This is a genomic window from Acidovorax sp. (assembly GCF_034519795.1).
Taxonomy (GTDB): Bacteria; Pseudomonadota; Gammaproteobacteria; order Burkholderiales; family Burkholderiaceae_C; genus Acidovorax.
Genome location: NZ_JAXHOB010000020.1, coordinates 208,882 through 232,068 on the forward strand (window position 1 = coordinate 208,882; position 23,187 = coordinate 232,068).

Consider the following 23,187-nt stretch of genomic DNA (forward strand, 5'->3'; position numbering starts at 1 on the left):
GGAAAGAATGTTTTCAATCGGGCATGACGCCACGCAGGTGTTCGCGGTGGGTTTTCCGCCGCTTCTGCACAGCCTGCTGTTCTGGATCTTCGCCTCGCTGGTCGTGCACGTGTGCCAGCGCCTCGTGGAGCACACGGCCTTTGCCATCGACCCGTCGAGCCGGCGCATCAGCGCCTCCCATGCCGCCCTGTGCATCGGCTGCGTCGTCTGGGCGCTGGACGTGGTGGGCATGCTCATGTATGCCGAGCTGGCCGGCCACACGCTGGGCCTGGTGCCAGCCCTCACGGGCCTGGTCATCATGGCGCTGAGCGCGCGGCTAACCGTTCCCACGCTGAGCACCAGCACCCGCAAGGCGCGCATCCTGCTGGCCGGGGCCGGGCTGTCGCTGGGCATGCTGGCAGCGCACTTCACCATCTCCGAAGGCTATGTATCGAGCTACGCGCGGGTCAACGGCCTGGCCATCGTGCTGGCCCTGGCCACGGCCATCGGCATCACCGCGTACACCTCGATACGCCACCGCGCGGCCAAGATGAAGGCCCTGACGCGCATCTACATTCCCCAGCAATGGCACGACAAGCTGCTGGCCGGCGCCGCCATCCTGGTGCTGCACTGGCTGCTGGTCAACACCTTTCCCCTGGAATGGCCGGACAGCGCCGCGCCCACCGACGGGGTGGCGCTGCTGGTGATCGTGCTGCTGTTCGGCATGGCCATCGCCACCGAGCAGCTAAGCAACATGCGCTTCGACCAGGCGCGCCAGCAGTTGCTGCGCCGCGGCCTGTCCTTGATGCGCACCTCGAGCTACGAATTGCGGCCGCCCGAGGGAGACATCCAGCTGTCGCTGATCGCCGACCAGTTGCCGACGCTGCTGCAGCCCGATCAACTGGCCCTGCACTTCCAGCCGATTGCCGACCTGGACCGCGGCGAGGTGCAGTTCGAGGCGCTGCTGCGTGTGCGCAGCGAGCTGCTCGGGGCCATCCACCCCGAGGCCTTTCTGCTGGTCTGCGAACTGCAGGGCAAGACCCCCCTGGTGGACCGGCTGATCCTGACCAACGCCATGGCCTCGGCCTGCCAATGGCGCAGCGAAGGCATGGCCGGCGCGAAGTTCAGCGTGAACGTGGCGCCGGCCACCCTGCTCGAAGAAGACTTTGCGCCCTGGCTGCAGGCCGGGCTCGCGCGCCATGCCCTGCCCGGCAGCGCCCTCAAGCTGGAGCTGACCGAACACGCGCTGATCGCCAGCGGCCCGCGCATGCTCGAGTCCATCCGCCGCCTGCAGGCCATTGGCGTGGGCGTGCTGATGGACGACTTCGGCGCCGGCTATTCCTCCCTGGGCATGCTGGCCGACCTGCCGATTGCCGGCATCAAGTGCGACCGCCTGTTCATGCGCCAGCTGGCGCAGGACCCGCGGCGCCAGTCGCTGCTGCGGCACGTGGGGGCGCTGGCCAGCGAGTTCGGCCTGTCGGTGGTGGTCGAAGGGGTCGAGACCCCGGCCGAGCTGCAGACCCTGGCGGCCTGCGGCCTGCCCACCATCCAGGGCTATGTCTTTTGCAAGCCCATGCCGGCCGCCGACGTGCCCGGCTGGAACCACGCCCAGTGGCCCCAACGCCTGGCAGCCCTGCGCGCGCAGCGCGACACGAGCGAGCCCCCGGGCGCAGGTGAAGCCCTTGCGGCGGCGGCTTCCTGGATGCAGCAACCCCAGGAGGCCGGCCGATGAGCGCTGCGCCGCTGACCGCGCTGGTGCTGGGGGGCTATGGCAACTTCGGCGCACGCATCTGCCGCGCGCTGGCCGGCGACGAGCGCATCCAGCTGCTGGTGGCCGGGCGCAGCGCCGCCAGCGCCCAGGCATTCGCCGCCACGCTGGGCGGTGGCGCCTGGGGCGTCGCGCTGGACCACAGTGCGCCTGGCCTGGTGCAGGCATTGCAGGCGCTCGGCGTGGGCCTGGTGGTCCACACGGCCGGGCCGTTCCAGGCGCAGGGCTATTCGGTGGCCGAGGCGGCCGCCGAAGCCGGTGCCCACTACATCGACCTGGCCGACGGGCGGCGCTTTGTCTGCGACTTCCCGGCGGCGCTGCACACCCGGTTCGCCGCCGCAGGGCGCACGGCCGTCTGCGGGGCCAGCACGGTGCCGGCCCTGTCCTCGGCCGTGGTGGACCACCTGTGCGCCGGCTGGCAGCGCATCGACAGCATCGACATCTGCATCGCCCCGGCCCAGCGTGCGCCGCGCGGCCAGGCCACGCTGCAGGCCGTGCTCAGCTACTGCGGCGCGGCCATTGCCGTGTGGGAGCAAGGCCGCTGGCAGGACCGGCTCGGCTGGGCAGCGCCCACCCCGGTGCAGTTCCAGCGCCTGCGCCCGCGCCTGGCAGCGGTGTGCGACATCCCCGACCTGGAACTGCTGCCCGCCCACTACCGGGTCACGCAGCGCGTGCGCTTTCGCGCCGCGCTCGAAGTGGGCCTGGCCCAGCGCGCCTTTGCCGCCATCGCCGCACTGCGCGCCTGGGGCCTGCTGCAGCGCCCCGAGCGCCTGGCCGGGCTCATGCACCGCACGGGCGGGGTGTTCGACTTTCTGGGCACGCCGCTGGGCGGCATGGTGGTGCGCGTGGCCGGCGCCGATGCAGAGGGCGCTGCGCAGCGCCGCGCCTGGCACATTGCCGCCGACAACGACCACGGCCCCGAGATCCCCTGCATGGCCGCCATCCTGCTGGCGCGCCAGCTCGCGCACGGCCAGGCCGCTCCACCCGTCCTGCCCCTTGGTGCCCACACCAGCACCAGCCTGCTGCCGCTGGAATCCTTTGCACCCGAGTTCGCGAAATGGGGCATGGTGACGGACGTGGTGGAAGAGGACGCACCCGCCCCATGAGCCCAGCCCACCGCCGCCTGCTGCGCTACAGCCTGGTTTTCGTCTGGCTCGCCACCGCAGTCGTCAGCGTCTGGGAGCTCGACGGCCAGAGCCGCCAGTTGCTGGCCACCCTGCCCTTCAACAGCCTCGCAGCCATCACCGCCCTGGTACTCGCCGGTGCCGCGGCCGATGCCGTGGTGGGCCTGTGGATCGCCTTGTGGCCCGGCCGCGCGGCGTATGCCGTGGCGCTGCTGCTGATGGGGGCGATGACGCTGCTGGCCACCGCCATCGAGCCCGGGTGGTGGCTGCACCCCTTCGGCCCGCTGACCAAGAACCTGCCGATCGCCGCCATCCTGATCGTGCTGCTGCGCGACGCCAAGCCATGAGCCTGTACCTCACCCTGAAATGGATCCACATCGTCTCCAGCGTGCTGCTGGTGGGCACGGGCCTGGGTTCGGCCTACTACATGTTCTTTGCCAACCGCAGCGGCAACCTGCAGGCCCAGGTGGTGGTGTCACGGCTGGTGGTGCGGGCGGACTGGTGGTTCACCACGCCCACCGTGTTCATCCAGCCCGCCACGGGGCTGGCCATGGCGCACATGGCGGGGCTGCCCCTGTCCACGCCCTGGCTCGCCGTCTCGCTGGGGCTTTACGTGCTGGCCGGCCTGTGCTGGCTGCCCGTGGTGTGGCTGCAACTGCGCATGCGTGCCCTGGCCCAGCAGGCGCTTGACGCCGGCAGCGACGCCCTGCCCGCCACCTACTGGCGCCATGCCCGCTGGTGGGAGGCGCTGGGCTACCCGGCCTTCGTGGCCATGGCCGTGGTGTTCTACCTCATGGTGGCCAAGCCTTCCTTGAATTTTTGAGCGCCCTTCAGGGCGCCACAAAGCCCATCCGTCGGAACACTGCCTGGGCCAGCTCCGAGCGCAGGGCTTGCACGAATGCCTGGGCGGCAGGCGGTGCGTCCGAGCGCACCGACACGCCGTAGGCCGCGCCCACCTGCAGTTCGGGGGGCACCTGCACCACCTGCAGACGCGGCAGTTCGCGCTGGCTGGCGATGGCGTTGGTGCAGTAGGTCAGAAAGACATCGGCCTGGCCCTGCTCCATGACCCAGGCATAGGTGCCGCGCCCTGCAGGCGGCTTGGGCGAGTGGGCACCGCCCGTGAGCTGCAATGCCTTGGCGTCCAGCACGGCGAAGGCCCCCGGCTGCACTGCCTCGGCACGCCGGAACAGCTCCCAGGCATAGTCGCCCGACGGGTCGGCGACGGGTGTGGAGGTGCCCACCCGGATGTCGGGCCGCAGCAGGGTCGCCAGCAGCGTGGCCGAAGCCACCGGCACCCGCTCGCCGGCCAATGCGCACAGGCCGTTGCGCACGAACACCACAGGCGCCTGCCAGCCGCCCCGGGCAGCCAGGCGTGCCGGGTGCTGCGTATCGGCCGAGGCAAACACATGGGCCGGCGCGCCCAGCTCGATGCGCTCGCGCAGCAGGCCCGAGGCGCCGAAGCTCAGCGCCACCGGCTGGCCGGTGCGTGCCTGGTGCGCGGCAACCACCTCGGTGAACACCTCGCGCAGGCTGCCTGCGGCATAGACCTGCAGGGCCGGCGGCGCGGCGCTCGGGCTAGCGCAGCCCGCCATGGCCAGCATGGCCCCTGCCGCCAGGGCCGTGGGCATCCACCGGTGGTGCATGGCCTGGGCCCACCCTACTTGCCAGCGTTCGGGAAGAACAGCTGCTCGCCGCCGATCTTGTAGCCGGCGATGCTGGCCTGGCCGCCGGGCGAGACCACCCAGTCCACGAACTTCTGCGCGTCCTGCACCTTGACCTGCGGGTGCTTGGCCGGGTTGACCACCATCACCCCGTACTGGTTGAACAGGCGCGTGTCGCCTTCCACCAGCACCGCCATGTCGGCGCGGTTCTTGAAATTGAGCCAGGTGCCTCGGTCGGCCAGCACATAGGCGCCGCTGGAGGCGGCGATGTTCAGCGCCGGGCCCATGCCGCAGCCGCATTCCTTGTAGCCGCTGCCCTTGGCCGCCTCGGCGCCCGCCAGCTTCCAGTAGCGCAGTTCGGCGGCGTGCGTGCCGCTCTTGTCGCCGCGCGAGATGAAGGCGACGTTTCCGGTGGCCAGCTTCTTCAGGGCCTCGACGATGTCCTTGCCCCGCGTGCCGGCCGGGTCGCCCTTGGGGCCTATGAGGATGAAGTCGTTGTACATCACCGGGTAGCGCTTGACGCCCCAGCCATCGGCCACGAACTTCTCCTCGGCCACCTGGTCGTGCACGAAGAGCACGTCGGCATCGCCGCGGCGCGCCATGTCCAGGGCCTGGCCGGTGCCCAGGGCCACCACCTTGATGTCGATGCCGCTGGCCTTCTTGAACTCGGGCATCAGGTGACCGAACAGGCCCGACTGCTCGGTGGAGGTGGTGGACGCCATGGTGATCGTGGCCTGCGCCGACGCCGCGCCGTGCGCAAAGACGATGGCCAGTGCGAGCACGTGGGGTGCGAACGGCAGGCGGCTGCGTGGGGTCTTGTAGTGGTGACTCATCCGATTTCTCCTTTGACGAACAAACGCGCGGCCTCCGGCAGGGGGCCGTTGAAAAAGTCATGCACCGGCAGGTCGGCCACCGTGCGGCCCTGCTCCAGGTAGACCACGCGGCTGGCCAGCCGCTTGACCTGGCCCAGGTTGTGGCTGCTGAACACCATGGTCACGGCCCGTGCGCTGCCGTCCGCCTGCACCGCGCTGCCGGCCAGGTCGGCCATCAGGCCCTCGACCTCGCGCTTGGCATGCGGGTCCAGGCTGGCAGTGGGCTCATCGAGCAGCAGCACCGCGGGCCGCAGGGCCCAGGCCCGCGCCAGCGCCACCCGCTGCTGCTGGCCGCCCGAGAGCGTGCGCGCGTTCTGCAGGGCAATGGCTTCGAGCCCCACGCGCCGCAGCGCCGCCAGCGCCTGGTCCCGCGCATCGCGCCAGCGCGTGCCGCGCAGCCACAGCGCCAGCGCCACGTTGTTCTGGGCGCTGGTGCGCAGCATGTGCGGGCGCTGGAACAGCATGGCCTGGCGCTGCGTGGCATCGCGCTGCACCTGGCCGGCACTGGGTGCCACCAGGCCGTGCAGCACGCGCAGCAGGGTGCTCTTGCCGCTGCCGTTGGCCCCCACCAGGGCCACGCGCTCACCGGGGGCAATGCGCAGATCGATGTCGGCCAGCGCCTGCACGCGCCCGTAGCGCACGGCCACGCCGCGCAGGTCGATCAGCGGGGAGACAACGGGCAAGGCCACGGGGAGGGGCGCCGGATACCTCACGCGGCCACCCCCACCATGGCGTCGGACGTGCCACCGTCCACACGTTCGCGCCAGCGGCGCAGCAGCGCGACCAGCACGTTGAGCGCCAGCACCACGCCCAGCAGCACCAGGCCCAGCGCCAGCGCCAGGGGCAGGTCGCCTTTGCTCGTCTCCAGTGCGATGGCCGTGGTCATGACGCGGGTGAAGCCATCGATGTTGCCGCCCACGATCATCACAGCACCCACTTCGGAAATGGCGCGCCCGAACGAAGCGATCAATACAGTGAGCAGCGCATAGCGCTCGTCCCAGGCCAGCAGCAGGCTGCGCAACAGCGTGCCGGCGCCCAGCGAGCGCAGTTGCTCGCCATGGGCGCGCTCGGCATCTTCCACCACCTGGCGCGTGAGCGCGGTGACCACCGGCAGCACCAGGATGGCCTGGGCCAGCACCATGGCCTTGAAGCTGAACAGCCAGCCCAGGGCACCGAACGGGCCGCTGCGCGAGAGCAGCAGGTAGACCACCAGCCCCACCACCACCGAGGGTACGGCCAGCAAGGTGTTGAGCAGTGCCAGCACCGCGCCCCGCCCCGCGAACCGGGCCACGCCCAGCCAGGCCCCGAGCACCAGGCCCGCGGCACACGCGAGCGCGCAGGCCGTGGCGCTGACCGACAGGGAGCGGCCGACGATGGTCCACAACGCCGGATCCCCGGACAAGGTCAGTTCGAGGGCGGTGGCGGCGCTTTGCGTCAGGGTGGACATGCTTGGGCTATCGTAGGGGCCTCCTCCTTCTCCAGCGATATGAACGTCCGTGCATAGGGTCCAACTTCACTACACGCTCAGCCGCGATGCGGGCGACACCCAGATCCGCAACCCCCTGCCCGAACTGCTGCAGGCGGTGGCCGAGCAGGGCTCCATCTCGGGTGCGGCGCGCGCGCTGCAGCTGTCCTACCGCCACGTGTGGGGCGCCCTCAAGCGCTGGGAGGAGCAGTTGGGGGGCGAACTCATCGTCTGGGGCAAGGGGCAGTCCGCCCAGCTGAGCGAGTTCGGTGCCAAGCTGCTGTGGGCCGAGCGCCAGGCCCAGGCCCGGCTGGCGCCGCAGATCGCCGCCCTGCACGCCGACCTGGAGCGCGCCTTCGCGGTGGCCTTCGACGAACACGCGCATGTGCTCACCATGTATGCCAGCCATGACGATGCGCTGGCCGCGCTGCGTGCCTATGCGGCCACGCCGGGCGAGACCGGCGCGCTGCACCTCGACATCCGCTTCACCGGCAGCGTGGACGCGATCCGCGCGCTCAACGAAGGCCGCTGCACGATCGCCGGCTTCCATACGCGCGAGACCCCCGCCGCCGATTCGCTGGCCGCCCGCACCTACAAGCCGCTGCTGCGGCCCGGGCGCCACAAGATCATCGGCTTTGCCCAGCGCACCCAGGGCCTGATCGTGGCGCGCGGCAACCCGCTGGGCCTCAAGACGCTGGCCGACGTGGCCCGCCAGGGTGTGCGCTTCGTGAACCGGCCCCTGGGCACGGGCACGCGGGTGCTGCTGGACGACCTGCTGGCGCAATCGGGTCTGGGCCCTGGCGACCTGCAAGGCTATGAACGCCATGAGCCCTCGCACACGGCCGTGGCCCAGGCGGTGGCGGCCGGCGCCGCGGACGTGGGCATGGGCATCGAACTGGCGGCGCATGCCCGGGGGCTGGCCTTCGTGCCCCTGGTGCAGGAGCGCTACCACCTGGCCTGCCTGAAATCCACGCTGGAGCAGCCGGCCACCCAGGCGCTGCGCGACCTGCTGCAGACCCCCGCCTGGCAGGCGCAGATGGCGGCGCTGCCCGGCTACGCGCCCATGCACTGCGGCGAGGTGCTGGCCATGAGCTCCGTGCTGCCCTGGTGGCAGTTTGCCCGGCCCAAACGCCCCCACGGCCGCCCGCCCCATGAAGCGCAAGGACCTGGCTGAGAGGCCGCGACGGTACGGACCGATCGGGTAGCGCCAGGTGTATCCCCTGGTCAGGACCCGTTCACCCCGGCATCCGTGCGCCTGGGCCGCTTTTGCCTGCGTTCGGCGCAGTTTTGCGCCTAGGAAGAAACCCTAATTGCTTCAATTTTGAGAGCAAAGAATTGAGGCCACACCGAGGGATAACACCGTCACACTGCCGTCAGGCTCGATTTAAAGTGCTCCGTAGAATCGCGCCGTTGTCACAGTTTGTACGGTGCCCCCGCCTACCCGCGGGCGCGTCGCGCATGTCCTACGCACAGCCTTTTTATTGGAGACACCATGCAGGCTCTACTTAAATTTTCACGGGGGGTCGACTGGCTAAGCACCCAGATCGGCAAGTACGTCATCTGGCTCATTCTGGCCTCGACCCTGATCAGCGCCGTCAACGCCATCGTCCGCAAGGCATTCAACATCAGCTCCAATGCCTTCCTCGAAGTGCAGTGGTACCTGTTTGCGGCGTCGTTCCTGCTCGCTGCGGGCTACACGCTGCTGCAGAACGAGCATGTCAAGGTCGACGTGATCTCCGGCCGCCTGTCCAAGCGCAAGCAGATCCTGATCGACATCTTCGGCTTCATCGTGTTTCTCACGCCCATGTGCCTGGCCGTGCTCTGGTACGGCATTCCGTTCTTCTACCGCGCGTTCGTCTCGGGCGAGATGTCGAACAATGCGGGCGGCCTCCTGCGCTGGCCGGTCTACCTCATGATGCCGCTGGGCTTCGGGCTGCTGCTGCTGCAGGGCTGGTCCGAGCTCATCAAGCGCATTGCCTTCCTGCAAGGCCTGATCGAGGATCCCACGGCGAAGAAGGCCGAAAAGACGGCCGAGGAAGAGCTGGCCGACTCGATCCGCCGCCTGTCCGAAGCCGCCAAGAACACTGGCAACACCGCCGACAAGGCCGCTTGAGCGGAAAGACCCCACACCATGGAATTCCTTGTACACAACCTCGCCCCGATCATGTTCGCGGGGCTGATCGTCTTCCTGCTGATGGGCTTTCCCGTGGCGTTCAGCCTGGGGGCCTGCGGCCTGTTCTTCGCCTTCATCGGCGTGGAGCTGGGCGCCCTGCCCGAAGCCCTGCTGCAGGCCGTGCCGCTGCGGATCTTCGGCATCATGCAGAACGACACCTTGCTGGCCATTCCGTTCTTCACGCTCATGGGGCTGATACTGGAGCGCAGCGGGATGGCGGAAGACCTGCTGGAGACCATTGGCCAGCTCTTCGGTCCCGTGCGCGGCGGCCTGGCCCTGGCCGTCATCTTCGTGGGCACCCTGCTGGCGGCCACGACCGGCGTGGTCGCGGCTTCGGTGATCTCGATGGGCCTGATCTCCCTGCCCATCATGATGCGCTACGGCTATGACCGGCGTCTGGCCACCGGGGTCATCGCTGCATCCGGCACGCTGGCGCAGATCATTCCCCCGTCCCTGGTGCTCATCATCCTGGCCGACCAGTTGGGACGCTCGGTGGGCGACATGTACAAGGGCGCCTTTGTCCCTGGCCTGATGCTGTGCGGCTTCTACGCCCTGTACGTGATCCTGATCGCGATCTTCAAACCCAACTGGGCCCCTGCACTGCCCCCGGAAGCCCGCACCCTGCGCGAAGACAACGGCAACAACGGACTGCCCTCGCTGGCGGTGCTGACCGCCGTCTGCACGGCCGCTTCGGTCTACGTGGCCAAGAACATGCCCGCCCTGCACACGTGGTGGTCCGGCGAAGCGGTGGAGCGCGTGGCACTCGACGAAACCATCGTGGTCTCCATGTGCTTCGGCGTGGCCCTCGCGTTCATCGCGGCCATGGTCAACAAGGTCGCCCGCCTGGGCCTGCTCTCGCGCGTGGCAGAGCGCGTGACCTTCGTGCTGATCCCGCCCCTGCTGCTCATCTTCCTCGTGCTGGGCACCATCTTCCTGGGCGTGGCGACGCCCACCGAAGGCGGCGCCATGGGCGCCCTGGGGGCCTTCATCATGGCCCTGGTGCGCGGCCGCCTGAGCATGTCGCTGCTCAAGCAGGCAATGCAGACCACGACCAAGCTGTCCTGCTTCGTGGTGTTCATCCTGGTGGGAGCCACCATCTTCGGCCTGACCTTCCAGGGCGTGGATGGCCCGCTGTGGGTGGAGCACCTGCTCACCGGACTGCCGGGCGGCCAGATGGGCTTCCTGATCGTGGTGAACATCATGATCTTCTTCCTGGCCTTCTTCCTGGACTTCTTCGAGTTGTCGTTCATCGTGGTTCCGCTGCTCGCGCCGGTGGCCGACAAGCTGGGCATCGACCTGATCTGGTTCGGCGTGCTGCTGGGCATCAACATGCAGACCTCGTTCATGCACCCGCCCTTCGGCTTCGCGCTGTTCTACCTGCGCAGCGTGGCACCGACCAAGGAGTACATAGACAAGGTGACCGGCAAGCTGACCCAGCCGATCACCACCATGCAGATCTACTGGGGCGCCGTGCCGTTCGTGATCATCCAGCTGATCATGGTGGGCCTGGTCATTGCATTCCCGGGCATCGTCTCCAGCGGGCTGGACAAGGAGGTCGTGTATGACCTCGACAAGGTCCGCCAGGAAATGGAGGCCACCATGCGGTCCGCACCCGAGGCTGCAGACCCGACGGCGGGCATGGAGGGCGGCGCGCCAGTTGCGCCGTCCTCGGATGCGGCAACTGCGGCCGACGACCCGATGAAGGCACTGCAGGACTCGATGTCCAGCGACAAGAAGTAGCCGATACGCCGTACGGGGCGGGGCCTGGTTGGCCCCGCCCCGGCAGCCCCTGCAGATGGAGACAGGCTCTCCGGATCTGCAGGGGCTTTTTTATGGGCGGCAAACCTTGTCCAGGCGCGCCATGGCCAGCGATGCCGTGGCACCCGCCGGCCTCGCGCCCCCGCCCAAGCGGGGCCACTTGCATCCACGTGAAAATCGGCCACCGCTTCCACCACCCGGGCGGCCCTGCGCGCCTGCAGGGCGAACTCGCCCATGCGGCGGGAGCACTGGCTGTGCAGTGCAGGCAGAGGGTGGCCATGGGCGCCCGCACCCCGGCACAGCCCGGAAAATGCGGGCGAAAAAAAACCCGCCAGCAACAGGCGGGTTTTCGACCTCGGCGCGGCAGCGTCTGCCGCCACGCCTTGGCAAAGCTCAGAGCTTCTGGGAAGCCATGAAGGTGTCGAAGCGCGATTCGGCAAAGCGGAACCACAGAACCTGGTCACGCTGGAACGAACGCAGATCGGCGTAGATCTTCTTCCACTCGGGGCTCTTGGCGTCGTTTTCGGCGAACACTTCCATCGAGGCCTTGAACGATGCCTCCAGGATGGGCTGCGAGAAAGGCAGCACCTTGGTCTTGGCGGCCACCAGTTGCTTGAGGGCCGTGGGGTTCAGGGCATCGTACTTGGCCAGCATGTCGACGTGGGCCACCTTCGTGGCGGCGTCGATGATGGCCTTGTTCTCGGCCGACAGGGCGTCGAAGGCTTTCTGGTTGACGTAGAAGTCCACTTCCGGACCACCTTCCCACCAGCCGGGGTAGTAGTAGAACGGAGCGACCTTGTTGAAGCCCAGCTTCTGGTCGTCGTAAGGACCCACCCACTCGGCGGCATCCAGCGTGCCCTTTTCGAGCGCCTGGTAGATTTCGCCGCCAGGAATGCTCTGGGGCACGGCACCCATCTTCTGCATGACTTCACCGATCAGACCGCCGCCCAGGCGCATCTTCAGGCCCTTGAAGTCGGCCGCCGACTTGATCTCCTTGCGGAACCAGCCACCCATCTGGGTGCCGGTATTGCCGCCGGCAAAGCTGATCATGTTGTAGCCGGCGTAGAACTCGTTCATGAGCTTGCGGCCGTTGCCATGCATCATCCAGGCGGTCATCTGGCGGGCATTCAGGCCGAACGGCACGGCCGAACCGAGCGCGAACGCGGGGTTCTTGCCATAGAAGTAGTACGGCACGGTGTGCGCCATTTCGACGGTGCCCTGCTGCACGCCATCCACCACGCCGAAGGGAGGCATCAGCTCGCCACCAGCATGCACGGAGATTTCGAACTTGCCGCCCGACATGGCCTTGACGGCCTTGGAGAACACATCGGCACCGCCGTAGATGGTGTCCAGCGACTTGGGGAAGCTGGAAGCCAGGCGCCAGCGAATGGCGGCCTGTGCGTGGACGGCCGGCGCAATGCCTGCGGCCAGCACGCCAGCGATGCCGGCATTCTTGATGATTGAGCGACGATCCATGAGGTTCTCTCCAATGTATTTGATTGCAAAACCCGGGCAGCACGCGTTGTGCACGGCAAGCCCGGGACTGGTTTCAGCCGGGTTCATTGTAGGAACATGCCCCCCTGCGGATTTGCGGGTTTTCCCGTGAAATCCCGGCTATCGCGAGCGGGCTTCAGGGTTCTGCAAGCATCCGCTCACGCTGCTGGAAACCGGCGCGCCCAGGCCGGGGCAGCCGAGCAAGGGCCGCCCCGCGCCGAGGGCTGCGGGGGGTCAGATCTTTTGCGCCGACATGAAGGTGTCGTAGCGCGACTCGGCAAAACGGAACCACAGAATCTGGTCACGCTGGAAGTTGCGCATGTCGGCGTAGATCCGCTTCCACTCGGGGCTCCTGGCGTCGTTGTGCGCAAAGGCCTCCATCGACGCACGGAACGCTGCATCCAGGATGGCGGCAGAGTACGGCAGCACCTTGGTCTTGGCGGCCACCAGTTGCTTGAGCGCGTTGGGGTTGAGCGCATCGTAGCGCGCCAGCATGTCGGCGTGCGCGAAGGACGCCGCAGCCTCGATGATGAAGCGGTAGTCCGGGGTGAGCGCGTCGTAGGCCTTCTTGTTCACGAACAGGTCCACCTCGGGCCCGCCTTCCCACCAGCCGGGGTAGTAGTAGAACGGCGCGACCTTGTTGAAGCCCAGTTTCTGGTCGTCGTAGGGCCCGATCCACTCGGCCGCGTCGATGCTGCCCTTTTGCAGTGCCTGGTAGATCTCGCCGCCCGGCAGGCTCTTGGGAATGGCCCCCAGCCGCTGCATGACCTCGGCCACCAGGCCGCCGCCCACGCGGATCTTGAGGCCCTTGAAGTCTGCCGGGGACCTGACCTCGCGCAGGAACCAGCCACCCATCTGCGTGCCGGTGTTGCCGCAGGCAAAGCTCACGATATTGAAGCCGGCATAGAACTCGTTCATGAGCCGGCGCCCGTTGCCGTGCAGCATCCAGGCGCCCATCTGGCGCGCGTTGAAACCGAAGGGGATGGCACAGCCCAGTGCAAACGCCGGGTTCTTGTCATAGAAGTAATAGGGCACGGCGTGGCACATCTCCACAGTGCCGCTCTGCACGCCATCCACCACGTCGAAGGGCGGCATCAGCTCGCCACCGGGGTGCACGGAAATCTCGAACTTGCCGCCCGACAGGGTGCGCACCGCCTTGGCGAACACCTGGGCACCGCCGTAGATGGTGTCCGACGACTTGGGAAAGCTCGATGCAATGCGCCACCGCAGCGTGGCCTGGGCGTGCACGGCCGGCGCGACGCCAGAGGCCAGTACACCCGCCAGGCCGGTGTGCTTGATGAGCGAACGGCGATGCATACGGCTGGTCTCCTGTTTCCGCGGGGGGTGAGGATGCGGCAGCGGTGGCTTGCTGCGCAGGGGCGCGCGTGCAGATCGGTGCAGCGCGCCTGCATTGTAGGAGGTGCCCCGCCAGCGGCTGTGCGGGTTTTCGACAGCACCCGCGCAGTGGGACGCTGCGGGGGCTACCGCTGCCGTGTAGTCAGGCCAGGAAGCGGGCGCGCACGGAGCGCTCGATGCCTGCCGCATCCAGCCCCTGCAGCGACAGCAGCTTGGCCGGGTCGCCGTGCTCGATGAACAGGTCGGGCAGGCCCAGCTGCAGCACCGGGCGCACGATACCGGCTTCGTTCAAGGCCTCGGTCACGGCGCTGCCGGCCCCCCCCATGGTGGCACCTTCCTCGACCGTGACCAGCACATCGTGGCGCTCGGCCACGTCGCGCAGCAGCTCCACGTCGACGGGCTTGGCCCAGCGCATGTTGGCCACCGTGGCGTCGAGCGCCTCGGCCGCTTCAAGCGCGGGGTACAGCAGGGTGCCGAAGGCCAGGATGGCGATGCGCGGGCCCGCTGCACCGGCAGTGGCCTTGCGCTCGCGGCGGATCTCGCCCTTGCCGAAGGGCAGGCCTTCGAGCCCGGCCAGTGGCGCCACGCCGGCACCGCTGCCGCGCGGGTAGCGCACGGCCACGGGGTGGCTCTGCCCGAAGGCGGTGCTGAGCAGTTGGCGGCACTCGCGCTCGTCGGCCGGGCAGGCCATGCTCATGTTGGGGATGCAGCGCACGAAGGGAATGTCGTAAGCGCCGGCATGCGTGGCGCCATCGGCCCCCACCAGGCCGGCGCGGTCGAGCGCGAACACCACGGGCAGGTTCTGCAGCGCCACATCGTGGATCAGTTGGTCATAGCCGCGCTGCAGGAAGGTCGAGTAGATCGCCACCACGGGCTTCATGCCCTCGCAGGCCATGCCGGCCGCGAAGGTGACGGCATGCTGCTCGGCGATACCCACGTCGTAGTAGCGCTCGGGAAAGCGCTTTTCGAACTCCACCATGCCCGAGCCCTCGCGCATGGCGGGCGTGATGCCGACCAGGCGCGGGTCGGCTGCGCCCATGTCGCACAGCCACTGGCCGAACACCTGGGTGAAGGTCTGCTTGGGGGTCGCCGTGCTCTTGACCAGGCCCACGGCCGGGTCGAACTTGCCGGGGCCGTGGTAGGCCACGGGGTCGGCCTCGGCCAGCTTGTAGCCCTGGCCCTTCTTGGTGACCACGTGCAGGAACTGCGGGCCCTTGAGGCTCTTGATGTTCTCGAGCGTGGGGATCAGCGAATCGAGGTCGTGGCCATCGATGGGCCCGATGTAGTTGAAGCCGAACTTCTCGAACAGCGTGGCCGGCACCACCATGCCCTTGGCCTGCTGCTCGAAACGCTTGGCCAGCTCCAGCAGCGGCGGCACCGGGCGCAGCACGGTCTTGCCCATGTTCTTGGCGGCGGCGTAGAACTGGCCGCTCATGAGCTGGGCCAGGTAGCGGTTGAGCGCGCCCACGGGCGGGCTGATGCTCATGTCGTTGTCGTTGAGCACCACCAGCAGGTTGGCATCGGCCACGCCGGCGTTGTTCAGCGCCTCGAAGGCCATGCCGGCCGTCATGGCGCCATCGCCGATGATGGCCACGGCATGGCGGTTCTCGCCCTTGACCTTGGCCGCCAGCGCCATGCCCAGGGCGGCCGAGATGCTGGTGCTCGAATGGGCCGTGCCGAAGGTGTCGTAGGGGCTCTCGGCGCGCTGCGGAAAGCCCGAGATGCCGCCCATCTGGCGCAGCGTCTTCATGCGCTCGCGCCGGCCGGTGAGGATCTTGTGCGGGTAGGTCTGGTGGCCCACATCCCACACCAGCCGGTCTTCGGGGGTGTTGAACACGTGGTGCAGGGCCACGGTGAGCTCGACCGTGCCCAGGTTGGAGCTCAGGTGCCCGCCCGTCTGCGACACGCTGTCGAGCACGAACGCGCGCAGTTCGGTGGCCAGGGCCTTGAGGTCGGCCCGCGGCATGGCGCGCAGGTCCGACGGGTCGTTCACGTTCTGCAGCAGGGGGTAGGAAGTCGTGGACATTGGCTATTCTTTTTCGGATCGATCAGTGCTCACTGGGCAAGAGACAGCCCCCGGCGGGCACCTGGTCTGGGTGCATCGTATCAACGGACGCGGGGAGTGCAGCCGCAGCCATCAATGCGTGCGGTCTACCACCATGTCCGCCAGGGCTGCCAACGCGCGGGTGTCGGCCAGGCCGCTGCGCGCCAGGGCCGCGTGGGCCTGCACCTGCAGCTCGCGGGCATAGGCCTGCGCGTTGCCAAGCCCGAGCAGGGACACATAGGTGGGTTTGTCGCTCGCGGCATCCTTGCCGGCCGTCTTGCCCAGTGTGGCGGAATCGGCCACCACATCGAGGATATCGTCCACCACCTGGAAGGCCAGGCCCATGACGGCGCCGTAGTCGGACAGGGCCTCGTGCGCCTGCGCATCTGCCGGGCCGCAGGCCACGCCCATCATCACGCTGCCCTGCAGCAGCGCGCCGGTCTTGAGGCGGTGCATGTGGCGCAACTGGTCTTCAGTGAGGGCCACGCCCACGCTGGCCAGGTCGATGGCCTGGCCGCCGGCCATGCCGGCCGAACCGGCCGCGCGCGCCAGCAGGCGGCACAGCACGGCCTGCACGGCCGGGGGCACGCTGCCGTCGTCGGGGGTCAGCAGCTCGAAGGCGAAGGCCTGCAGCGCATCGCCCGCCAGCAAGGCCTGGGCCTCACCGAACTGCACATGCACCGTCGGCTTGCCACGGCGCAGCACATCGTTGTCCATGCACGGCATGTCGTCGTGCACCAGGGAATAGGCATGGATCAGCTCGACGGCGCATGCGGCACGCAGCGCCGCGCCGTCGGACTGCGCGCGCAAGGCCGCTTCATCGGGGGCCACACCGCTGCACACGGCCTCCTCGGCCGCCAGCACCAGCAGCGGGCGCAGGCGCTTGCCGCCGTCGAGCACCGCATAGCGCATGGCCTCGCCCAGGCCGGCGGGCGCACCTTCGCCCACCCAGCGGGACAGGGCTTGTTCGACGCGGGCCAGGTGCCGCTGGCTCCAGGCAGCCAGGTCCAGGGGGGCGTTCACCACGGGCGCCGCGCTCATTCGGGCGTCCAGGCGTGCAGGCCGCCTTCGTCCAGCACCTTGATCTGGTCCTGCACGGCATCCAGGCGCTTGCGGCAAAAGGCCAGCAGTGCGGCACCGCGCTGGTAGCCCGCGAGCATCTGCTCCAGGGGCATCTGGCCCGACTCGATCCGGCCCACGAGCTGCTCCAGCTCTTCCAGCGCCGCTTCGTAGCTGGCAGGTTCTGCAGGGGGCGCGGCGGTGGCGGGGGCCTTGGGCATGGGAGGAGGCGGTGGACAAGCACCGCGAATGGAAAAACCGCTGATTTTAGGCCCAGCGCATGGCCCCCCTGCACACAGGTCCCCGGTTTGGAGAGCGCAGCCGGTAAAGAAGGGCTTGCCCCACGGACCCGTGCACCCGGGACACCGAGCGCACGAACCCTGCCCCATCCGGGCGCGGGCCGCAGCCCGCTCGCCAATACACGCAGGGGGGGTGCGGGAATGGGGGACGGCGAATAACCCCATTGGCTATAATCCCATTCTCGTCCAGCCGGCCTATGCGCCGGTTTCTTTTTTCCAGATGTGCCAAGCATGGCACACCTCCCTGTGGGGAGTCTTTAGGTCAGGTCCTCCATGTCTGATTTAAGTCTTCAACTGCAGCAGGCCGCAAGCCAACTACCAGTTTCAAGCTATTTTGACCAGGCGCTGTTCCAGCGCGAGCTGGACACCATCTTCCAGCGCGGGCCCCGCTATGTGGGGCACCAACTGTCGGTGCCCAATGCGGGCGACTACCACACCCTGCCCCACGAGGCCGAGGGGCGCGCCCTGGTGCGCAATGCCCAGGGCGGGGTGGAACTCGTCTCCAACGTCTGCCGCCACCGCCAGGCCGTCATGCTCAAGGGCCGCGGCTCGCTGCACACCCAGCAAAAGGGCAGCGCGGGCGGCAACATCGTGTGCCCGCTGCACCGCTGGACCTACAGCCCCAAGGGCGAGCTGCTGGGCGCGCCGCACTTCGCCGACGACCCCTGCCTGAACCTCAACAACTACCCGCTGCGCGAGTGGAACGGCCTTTTGTTCGAGGACAACGGCTACGACGTGGCAGCCGACCTGGCCCGGATGGGCCCGCGCGCCGACCTGGACTTCGGCGGCTACGTGCTCGACCACGTGGAGCTGCACGAGTGCAACTACAACTGGAAGACCTTCATCGAGGTCTACCTGGAGGACTACCACGTGGGGCCCTTCCACCCGGGCCTGGGCAGCTTCGTGACCTGCGACGACCTGCGCTGGGAATTCGGCAAGAACTACTCGGTGCAGACCGTGGGCGTGGCCAACCGCCTGGGCAAGGCCGGCAGCCCCGTGTACGAGCGCTGGCACGAGGCCCTGCTCGCCTTCCGCGGCGGCAAGCCGCCCAAGCACGGCGCCATCTGGCTCACGCTGTACCCGCACATCATGGTGGAGTGGTACCCGCACGTGCTCACCGTGTCCACGCTGCACCCCATCAGCCCGACCAAGACGCTGAACATGGTGGAGTTCTACTACCCCGAGGAGATCGCGGCCTTCGAGCGCGAGTTCGTCGAGGCGCAGAAGGCCGCCTACATGGAGACCTGCGTCGAGGACGACGAGATCGGCGAGCGCATGGACGCCGGCCGCAAGGCCCTGCTGGCGCGCGGCGACAACGAAGTGGGCCCTTACCAAAGCCCGATGGAAGACGGCATGCAGCACTTCCACGAGTGGTACCGCAACGCCATGGGTGACGCGGTTCCCAAACGGTGAAAATCCGAACAGCGAGGTAAACGCCGCCGAATAGCGGCCATTGCCCAAAGCGCTCTCATTACAATAGCTGCCAGTGCTTGTTTCGCAAGCACGGCAGCTATTTTCACTTTCGGATTTCATTTCCCCATGCAAGCCCTCTGGATGGTGTTGGCCGCGTTCCTCTTTGCGAGCATGGGGGTGTGCGTGAAGATCGCTTCGGCCCACTTCAATTCGGCCGAACTGGTCTGCTACCGGGGCCTCATCGGCATGGCCATCCTGTGGCTGCTGGCGCGCTCGCAGAAGGTCACCCTGGGCACCGCCTACCCGGGCATGCATGCCTGGCGCAGCCTGGTGGGAGTGGTGTCGCTCGGCGCCTGGTTCTATGCCATCGCCCACCTGCCCCTGGCCACGGCCATGACCCTGAACTACATGAGCAGCGTGTGGATCGCGGCCTTCCTGGTCGGCGGCACGCTGCTGGCATGGCGCCCCTCGGCCGCCACGCCGCGCCCGGCGCTGCAGGGCACGCTGATCGTCACCGTGCTCACCGGCTTCGTCGGCGTGGTGATGATGCTGCGCCCCAGCCTGGACCAGAACCAGGCCTTCGCCGGCATGATCGGCCTGCTGTCGGGCCTGTCGGCCGCGTTTGCCTACATGCAGGTGGTGGCCCTGTCGCGCCTGGGCGAACCCGAGTCGCGCACGGTGTTCTATTTCGCGGTGGGCTCGGCGGTAGCGGGCGGCGTGGCCCTGCTGTTCACGGGCACCTCGGTGTGGCCCGGCTGGCAGGCCCTGTGGCTGCTGCCCATCGGCATACTGGCTGCAGGCGGCCAGCTGTGCATGACCCGGGCCTACGCCAGCGCCAAGACGCAGCGCGGCACACTGGTGGTGGCCAACCTGCAGTACTCGGGCATCGTCTTCGCGGCCATCTACAGCGTGGCGCTGTTCGGCGACGTGCTGCCGCCCATCGCCTGGGCCGGCATGGTGCTCATCGTGGGCAGCGGCATTGCGGCCACCGTGCTGCGCGCCCGCGCGGCCCCTGGAGCCCCCGCCGAAGAACATTGATACGCCTTTCGGGGCCAACCATTGACACAATGCAGGGCATCCCTTCGCCCCTGCCCCAACCGCTGCCATGACCTACACCACCCTGATCTCCGCCACCGAACTGCAAACCCTGATCGCCAGCGGCGCGCCGCTGATGGTGTTCGACTGCAGCTTCGACCTGATGCAATCGAGCGCGGGCGCACAGCAGTACGGCCAGGCCCATGTCCCGGGCGCGGTGTATGCCGATCTCAACGAGAACCTGAGCGCAAAACACGGCGTGCCCGGCGCATCCCGCACCGTGTTGACGGCCCAGGAGGCGGACATGCCTGCATCGGGCGGCCGCCACCCGCTGCCCAGCCGCGAGCGCTTCGCCATCTGGCTGTCGAGCGTGGGTTTTGCCAATGGCATGCAGGCCGTGGTGTACGACCGCCAGGGCGCCAACTACTGCGGCCGCCTGTGGTGGATGCTCAAGTGGGCCGGGCACGATGCCGTGGCCGTGCTCGATGGCGGGCTGCAGGCCTGGCAGGCTGCGGGCGGCGCTGTGGCCAGCGGTGAAGAACCCGCGCACTTCCAGTCCAACTTCGAGCTCAGGGAGCCGCTGCGCCGCCTGGCCACGGCCAGCGACGTGCTGGCCAACCTGCAGCAGCCCGGCCAGACGGTGGTGGATGCACGCGCCGCGCCGCGCTACCGCGGCGAGGTGGAGCCGCTGGACCCGGTGGCGGGCCACATTCCCGGCGCGCTGAACCGCCCCTTCGTCGAAAACATCGGGCCCGACGGCAAGTTCAAGCCTGCGGCGGTGCTGCGCGCCGAGTTCGACACCCTCCTGGCAGGCCGCGATCCGGCCAGCGTGGTGCACCAGTGCGGCAGCGGCGTGAGCGCCCTGCCCAACCTGATCGCCATGGAAGTCGCCGGACTCGGAAAAACATCGCTTTTCGCGGGCAGCTGGAGCGAATGGGTGAGCGATTCTTCGCGCCCGGTGGAACGCGGCTGAGCGGGTTTCGGGCGCTTTGACCGCCTGGCGGCAGCAGGCCGCAACGCTCTTGCGGGCAGGACCGGGGCTTGGTGTTCTGTAAGGCAAATTCCTACAGGCACCACCCCTGAACCAGACACGCAGCACAGAGCAACGCTGACTTAATTTTTGATTGGCCCGGTTTCACAATCCATTTCAACGGATCACGCAAAACATGCAAACAGCATGGCAAGGCGAAGACCCGGAACTGGAACAAAGGAACCCTGCCATGACCAACGAACAACTGCTCGCCGAAATCCGCGAAGCCAACCTGACCTACCTGATGCTGGCGCAGAACCTGATTCGCCATGACAAGGCAGAAGCAGTGTTCCGTCTGGGCATGAACGAAGACGCTGCCGATATTCTGGCATCGCTGTCGGCAGCCCAAGTGCTCAAACTGGCCTCCCGGAACACGCTTCTTTGCAGCTTCCGCGTGGACGACAACCTGGTGTGGAGCTTGCTGACCAACCACACGGCCAAGAAGGTGGGCAACGAAGCCACCAACACCCTGCACGCCAACATCCTGATGGCCAGCCGCGTGTCGGAAGTGCTCTGAAGCACTGCCCTCCTGCCCCGTTCGTCCACCGCACCTCCGAAAGCCTGCCATGACCGCCACTCCCGCAAAAGCCCCGGCCAAGAGCGTCCTCAACGAATCCAAGCAGATCGAGCGCGCTGCGATGCTGATCGGCATGGGGGCCCGCATGCAGGTGCTGGAGTCGGAGACCACGCTGTCGTACGAACGCCTGATCCGCCTGTACAAGGAGATCGCCGGCAAGTCGCCGTCCAAGGGCCAACTGCCCTTTTCGACCGACTGGTTCCTGACCTGGCAGGAAAACATCCACAGCTCGCTGTTCCTGAACATCTACGAATACCTGTCCAAGGGCGTGGACCTGGACTCGGTGGAACTGCTGACCAAGGCCTACCGCCTGTACAACGAGCAGGTCACCACCGCCGAGATCGAACCCCTGCTGTCCTTCACCCGCGCCTGGCGCCTGGTGAAGTTCGTGGACGCGGGCATGCTCACCCGCACCCAGTGCGCCGACTGCAAGGGCCAGTTCGTCACCGAGCTTTATGAAAACCGCCACTACACCTGCGGCCTGTGCAACCCGCCCGCCCGCGCCGGCAAGAGCAAGAACGCCGGTGCACTCATGCTGCACTGATCCCCAGCCCGGCAACGCCGGACTGCGCAAGAATGACAAAGCCCCGCCGGTTTCGCCGCGCGGGGCTTTTTGCTGAAAAGCGCCTGTACCGGCCGGGGCCTACCGCGCCGCCAGCAGCGAGCGCACGTTCTCGTCCACCGGCATCGCGTAATCGTGCGCGGCCACCACGGTGTTGCCCACCGGGTTCACGATCTTGAGGCTGATGAACAGCGTGCTCGTGGAAACCGCGTAGGTGCCCACCACCACGGCCTGTGCGTCGTGCGCGCGGCTCACCTCGCGCACCTCGCGCGAGAGCAGCAGCTCGCCGGTGCCGCGCTGCATGGCCACGTTCTCGCGCAGCTTGAGCTCGGTCACGCGCAGGCCGCGCTGCACCAGGCGCGAGCCGATCTGTTCGGAGAAGATGCGCCCCAGCCGCGAGGACTCGTTCAAGCGGTCCACATTCACCAGCGTGGCGACCAGCACGGCATGCTGGGGATCCAGCGGTGCCTGCAGCAGCAGCGCATCAGCCGCGCGGTGGTTGCGCTCGATGGTGCTGGGGGTGATGAGGTCCATCAGCCCGCCACCGCTTCCACCTGCCTTGTCACCGTAGTAGTACGAGGCGCAGCCCGGCAGGGCCAGCACCGGCAGCCATGCGCCGGCCGTGCGCAACAGGGCGCGTCGCTTCATGGCGCCACCATCATCATCACCGGCGGGCTCACCACCTGCCAGGTCTTGACCGGGGTGGGCGCGGGCGGCGGGGGTGGAGGTGGTGGCGGCTGCTGCACCTGGTAGAGCACCGCATCATCCTGCTCGATGTAGTACACGTCCGAAGTCCGGGCCAGGTAGCGGTCGCCGCTTTCCAGCGAGGTCGTGATGAGCACCTCGGTGCGCGTGGGGCCGCCAGCGGCGGGGCCATCGGTGGTGTACTGCGCGGCATCGGCCAGCGCCCCGATGGCGATCGTCCCGGCCACGATGGAGCCGGCGCCGGGCGCACGGTGGGCCCAGTCGCGCGCCACGCCCACACCCAGGGCCAGCCGGGTCCAGGGCATGGGCAGGCTGTTGGAGACGCGGCCCGGGTGCTGCACCAGTTGGGTTTCGAACGCCAGGGTCACGGCCGAGGGCTGGTTGGTGAGCACCACACCCCGGTCCAGCAGGCGGGTGATCAGGAGCTTGCGAAAGCCGTTGTTGAAGCTGGTGTCGCCCGAGGCGGACACGTAGATCGGGTGCTCGCCCGCTGGCCAGGTGCGGATCTTGTCGGTGATGCGCGTGGCCACATCGTCGGCCAGCACATCCCAGTGGTGCACCGCGCGGGCCTTCTTCTGGTTCGATGCCGGGTAGTTGTCGGCACGCGGCACATCGAGCGACGAGCAGCCGGCCGCCAGCAGCGATGCCACGGCCAGCAGCGGCACGACCACCCGGTGCACGACGGGCCGGGCGGGGACATCGCCCTGCGTGGTCGAGGCCGTACCGGACTGCCCGGCGGGCAGTGGTCCTTGGGAGGGGCCCTGCGGCATGCCGCCAGGCAATGGTTCAACTTGCATGCAGCCATGCTAGCGG

Annotated in this window: 23 protein-coding genes; 12 read left to right on the forward strand and 11 right to left on the reverse strand. The window is 68.1% G+C overall.

The window, feature by feature from the left end:
• Positions 1–7: 7 nt before the first annotated feature.
• From U5N23_RS22235 to U5N23_RS22250, 4 genes are read left to right on the forward strand one after another with little or no spacing between them, the layout of a single operon-like run.
• On the forward strand, positions 8–1,711 hold the full coding sequence (locus tag U5N23_RS22235; RefSeq protein ID WP_322594906.1) for an EAL domain-containing protein: 1,704 nt from the start codon (positions 8–10) through the stop codon (positions 1,709–1,711).
• Positions 1,708–2,853: a saccharopine dehydrogenase NADP-binding domain-containing protein gene (locus U5N23_RS22240; RefSeq protein ID WP_322594907.1), complete on the forward strand. Its 1,146-nt coding sequence runs from the start codon at positions 1,708–1,710 to the stop codon at positions 2,851–2,853. Before U5N23_RS22235 ends, U5N23_RS22240 begins: the two co-directional genes overlap by 4 nt.
• Positions 2,850–3,218 carry a DoxX-like family protein gene (locus U5N23_RS22245; RefSeq protein ID WP_322594908.1) on the forward strand — a complete coding sequence of 123 codons (369 nt, stop codon included), beginning with the start codon at positions 2,850–2,852 and terminating at the stop codon, positions 3,216–3,218. Before U5N23_RS22240 ends, U5N23_RS22245 begins: the two co-directional genes overlap by 4 nt.
• Entirely contained in the window at positions 3,215–3,694 is a 480-nt protein-coding gene (locus U5N23_RS22250; protein ID WP_322594909.1) for a DUF2269 domain-containing protein, read from the forward strand. The genes U5N23_RS22245 and U5N23_RS22250 overlap by 4 nt, the downstream gene beginning before the upstream one ends.
• A 7-nt stretch (positions 3,695–3,701) precedes the next feature.
• Here the strand turns inward: U5N23_RS22250 and U5N23_RS22255 are convergent, their stop codons facing one another.
• Genes U5N23_RS22255 through U5N23_RS22270 form a run of 4 tightly spaced genes read right to left on the reverse strand, consistent with a single transcriptional unit; the run spans position 3,702 to position 6,851 of the window.
• Positions 3,702–4,514 carry a molybdate ABC transporter substrate-binding protein gene (locus U5N23_RS22255; protein ID WP_322594910.1) on the reverse strand — a complete coding sequence of 271 codons (813 nt, stop codon included), beginning with the start codon at positions 4,512–4,514 and terminating at the stop codon, positions 3,702–3,704.
• A gap of 14 nt (positions 4,515–4,528) precedes the next feature.
• Positions 4,529–5,365, reverse strand: coding sequence for an extracellular solute-binding protein (locus U5N23_RS22260; RefSeq protein ID WP_322594911.1), 837 nt, complete (start codon positions 5,363–5,365; stop codon positions 4,529–4,531).
• Positions 5,362–6,093, reverse strand: a complete 732-nt coding sequence (locus U5N23_RS22265; protein ID WP_322594912.1) for a phosphate ABC transporter ATP-binding protein — start codon at positions 6,091–6,093, stop codon at positions 5,362–5,364. Before U5N23_RS22265 ends, U5N23_RS22260 begins: the two co-directional genes overlap by 4 nt.
• Positions 6,094–6,113: 20 nt before the next feature.
• Positions 6,114–6,851, reverse strand: coding sequence for an ABC transporter permease (locus tag U5N23_RS22270; protein ID WP_322594913.1), 738 nt, complete (start codon positions 6,849–6,851; stop codon positions 6,114–6,116).
• A 49-nt stretch (positions 6,852–6,900) separates the two neighbouring features.
• Here U5N23_RS22270 and U5N23_RS22275 point away from each other — a divergent pair, with 49 nt between their 5' ends.
• From U5N23_RS22275 to U5N23_RS22285, 3 genes are all read left to right on the forward strand, one after another.
• Positions 6,901–8,043, forward strand: a complete 1,143-nt coding sequence (locus tag U5N23_RS22275; RefSeq protein ID WP_322594914.1) for a substrate-binding domain-containing protein — start codon at positions 6,901–6,903, stop codon at positions 8,041–8,043.
• Positions 8,044–8,361: 318 nt separating this feature from the next.
• Positions 8,362–8,982: a TRAP transporter small permease subunit gene (locus U5N23_RS22280; RefSeq protein WP_322594915.1), complete on the forward strand. Its 621-nt coding sequence runs from the start codon at positions 8,362–8,364 to the stop codon at positions 8,980–8,982.
• A gap of 18 nt (positions 8,983–9,000) precedes the next feature.
• A complete protein-coding gene (locus U5N23_RS22285; RefSeq protein ID WP_322594916.1) occupies positions 9,001–10,782 on the forward strand; it encodes a TRAP transporter large permease subunit in 1,782 nt (593 codons plus the stop codon).
• Positions 10,783–11,193: 411 nt separating this feature from the next.
• On the opposite strand, the gene U5N23_RS22290 is transcribed toward U5N23_RS22285, so the two are convergent.
• The 5 genes from U5N23_RS22290 to xseB form a co-directional block, all read right to left on the reverse strand.
• Positions 11,194–12,276, reverse strand: a complete 1,083-nt coding sequence (locus tag U5N23_RS22290) for a TRAP transporter substrate-binding protein (RefSeq protein ID WP_322594917.1) — start codon at positions 12,274–12,276, stop codon at positions 11,194–11,196.
• A gap of 252 nt (positions 12,277–12,528) precedes the next feature.
• A complete protein-coding gene (locus U5N23_RS22295; RefSeq protein ID WP_322594918.1) occupies positions 12,529–13,611 on the reverse strand; it encodes a TRAP transporter substrate-binding protein DctP in 1,083 nt (360 codons plus the stop codon).
• A gap of 181 nt (positions 13,612–13,792) precedes the next feature.
• Positions 13,793–15,676 carry a 1-deoxy-D-xylulose-5-phosphate synthase gene (dxs, locus tag U5N23_RS22300; RefSeq protein ID WP_322594919.1) on the reverse strand — a complete coding sequence of 628 codons (1,884 nt, stop codon included), beginning with the start codon at positions 15,674–15,676 and terminating at the stop codon, positions 13,793–13,795.
• A gap of 111 nt (positions 15,677–15,787) precedes the next feature.
• Positions 15,788–16,735, reverse strand: a complete 948-nt coding sequence (locus tag U5N23_RS22305) for a farnesyl diphosphate synthase (protein ID WP_322594920.1) — start codon at positions 16,733–16,735, stop codon at positions 15,788–15,790.
• On the reverse strand, positions 16,732–16,974 hold the full coding sequence (gene xseB, locus U5N23_RS22310) for an exodeoxyribonuclease VII small subunit (protein ID WP_322594921.1): 243 nt from the start codon (positions 16,972–16,974) through the stop codon (positions 16,732–16,734). The genes U5N23_RS22305 and xseB overlap by 4 nt, the downstream gene beginning before the upstream one ends.
• A 351-nt stretch (positions 16,975–17,325) precedes the next feature.
• Between xseB and U5N23_RS22315 the strand changes: the two genes are divergently transcribed.
• From U5N23_RS22315 to flhC, 5 genes are all read left to right on the forward strand, one after another.
• Entirely contained in the window at positions 17,326–18,465 is a 1,140-nt protein-coding gene (locus tag U5N23_RS22315) for an aromatic ring-hydroxylating dioxygenase subunit alpha (RefSeq protein WP_322594922.1), read from the forward strand.
• 126 nt (positions 18,466–18,591) lie between these two features.
• Positions 18,592–19,503: a DMT family transporter gene (locus tag U5N23_RS22320; protein ID WP_322594923.1), complete on the forward strand. Its 912-nt coding sequence runs from the start codon at positions 18,592–18,594 to the stop codon at positions 19,501–19,503.
• Between the two features lie 67 nt (positions 19,504–19,570).
• Complete coding sequence (locus U5N23_RS22325; protein WP_322594924.1) at positions 19,571–20,473, forward strand: sulfurtransferase; 903 nt, start codon at positions 19,571–19,573, stop codon at positions 20,471–20,473.
• Positions 20,474–20,720: 247 nt separating this feature from the next.
• Positions 20,721–21,047, forward strand: coding sequence for a flagellar transcriptional regulator FlhD (flhD, locus tag U5N23_RS22330; protein ID WP_007853391.1), 327 nt, complete (start codon positions 20,721–20,723; stop codon positions 21,045–21,047).
• 49 nt (positions 21,048–21,096) lie between these two features.
• Positions 21,097–21,651 (forward strand): flagellar transcriptional regulator FlhC, encoded by a 555-nt coding sequence (gene flhC / locus U5N23_RS22335; RefSeq protein ID WP_322594925.1) that lies wholly within the window; start codon positions 21,097–21,099, stop codon positions 21,649–21,651.
• A 99-nt stretch (positions 21,652–21,750) separates the two neighbouring features.
• Here flhC and U5N23_RS22340 read toward each other — a convergent pair whose 3' ends face one another.
• Together U5N23_RS22340 and U5N23_RS22345 are read right to left on the reverse strand one after the other, a co-directional pair.
• A complete protein-coding gene (locus tag U5N23_RS22340) occupies positions 21,751–22,317 on the reverse strand; it encodes a FlgO family outer membrane protein (protein ID WP_322594926.1) in 567 nt (188 codons plus the stop codon).
• Positions 22,314–23,171 carry a hypothetical protein gene (locus U5N23_RS22345; RefSeq protein WP_322594927.1) on the reverse strand — a complete coding sequence of 286 codons (858 nt, stop codon included), beginning with the start codon at positions 23,169–23,171 and terminating at the stop codon, positions 22,314–22,316. Before U5N23_RS22345 ends, U5N23_RS22340 begins: the two co-directional genes overlap by 4 nt.
• Between the last annotated feature and the right edge of the window lie 16 nt (positions 23,172–23,187).

What these genes read in the sequence shown, in the direction of transcription:
- U5N23_RS22250 (WP_322594909.1), top strand. Translation starts at nt 3,215, where the DNA reads ATGAGCCTGTACCTCACCCTGAAATGGATCCACATCGTCTCCAGCGTG.
- U5N23_RS22325 (WP_322594924.1), top strand. Translation starts at nt 19,571, where the DNA reads ATGACCTACACCACCCTGATCTCCGCCACCGAACTGCAAACCCTGATC.
- flhD (WP_007853391.1), top strand. Translation starts at nt 20,721, where the DNA reads ATGACCAACGAACAACTGCTCGCCGAAATCCGCGAAGCCAACCTGACC.
- U5N23_RS22315 (WP_322594922.1), top strand. Translation starts at nt 17,326, where the DNA reads ATGTCTGATTTAAGTCTTCAACTGCAGCAGGCCGCAAGCCAACTACCA.
- U5N23_RS22270 (WP_322594913.1), bottom strand. Translation starts at nt 6,851, where the DNA reads ATGTCCACCCTGACGCAAAGCGCCGCCACCGCCCTCGAACTGACCTTG.
- dxs (WP_322594919.1), bottom strand. Translation starts at nt 15,676, where the DNA reads ATGTCCACGACTTCCTACCCCCTGCTGCAGAACGTGAACGACCCGTCG.
- U5N23_RS22305 (WP_322594920.1), bottom strand. Translation starts at nt 16,735, where the DNA reads ATGAGCGCGGCGCCCGTGGTGAACGCCCCCCTGGACCTGGCTGCCTGG.
- xseB (WP_322594921.1), bottom strand. Translation starts at nt 16,974, where the DNA reads ATGCCCAAGGCCCCCGCCACCGCCGCGCCCCCTGCAGAACCTGCCAGC.
- U5N23_RS22235 (WP_322594906.1), top strand. Translation starts at nt 8, where the DNA reads ATGTTTTCAATCGGGCATGACGCCACGCAGGTGTTCGCGGTGGGTTTT.
- U5N23_RS22290 (WP_322594917.1), bottom strand. Translation starts at nt 12,276, where the DNA reads ATGGATCGTCGCTCAATCATCAAGAATGCCGGCATCGCTGGCGTGCTG.
- U5N23_RS22320 (WP_322594923.1), top strand. Translation starts at nt 18,592, where the DNA reads ATGCAAGCCCTCTGGATGGTGTTGGCCGCGTTCCTCTTTGCGAGCATG.
- U5N23_RS22280 (WP_322594915.1), top strand. Translation starts at nt 8,362, where the DNA reads ATGCAGGCTCTACTTAAATTTTCACGGGGGGTCGACTGGCTAAGCACC.
- flhC (WP_322594925.1), top strand. Translation starts at nt 21,097, where the DNA reads ATGACCGCCACTCCCGCAAAAGCCCCGGCCAAGAGCGTCCTCAACGAA.
- U5N23_RS22340 (WP_322594926.1), bottom strand. Translation starts at nt 22,317, where the DNA reads ATGAAGCGACGCGCCCTGTTGCGCACGGCCGGCGCATGGCTGCCGGTG.
- U5N23_RS22295 (WP_322594918.1), bottom strand. Translation starts at nt 13,611, where the DNA reads ATGCATCGCCGTTCGCTCATCAAGCACACCGGCCTGGCGGGTGTACTG.
- U5N23_RS22245 (WP_322594908.1), top strand. Translation starts at nt 2,850, where the DNA reads ATGAGCCCAGCCCACCGCCGCCTGCTGCGCTACAGCCTGGTTTTCGTC.
- U5N23_RS22240 (WP_322594907.1), top strand. Translation starts at nt 1,708, where the DNA reads ATGAGCGCTGCGCCGCTGACCGCGCTGGTGCTGGGGGGCTATGGCAAC.
- U5N23_RS22345 (WP_322594927.1), bottom strand. Translation starts at nt 23,171, where the DNA reads ATGCAAGTTGAACCATTGCCTGGCGGCATGCCGCAGGGCCCCTCCCAA.
- U5N23_RS22255 (WP_322594910.1), bottom strand. Translation starts at nt 4,514, where the DNA reads ATGCACCACCGGTGGATGCCCACGGCCCTGGCGGCAGGGGCCATGCTG.
- U5N23_RS22285 (WP_322594916.1), top strand. Translation starts at nt 9,001, where the DNA reads ATGGAATTCCTTGTACACAACCTCGCCCCGATCATGTTCGCGGGGCTG.
- U5N23_RS22260 (WP_322594911.1), bottom strand. Translation starts at nt 5,365, where the DNA reads ATGAGTCACCACTACAAGACCCCACGCAGCCGCCTGCCGTTCGCACCC.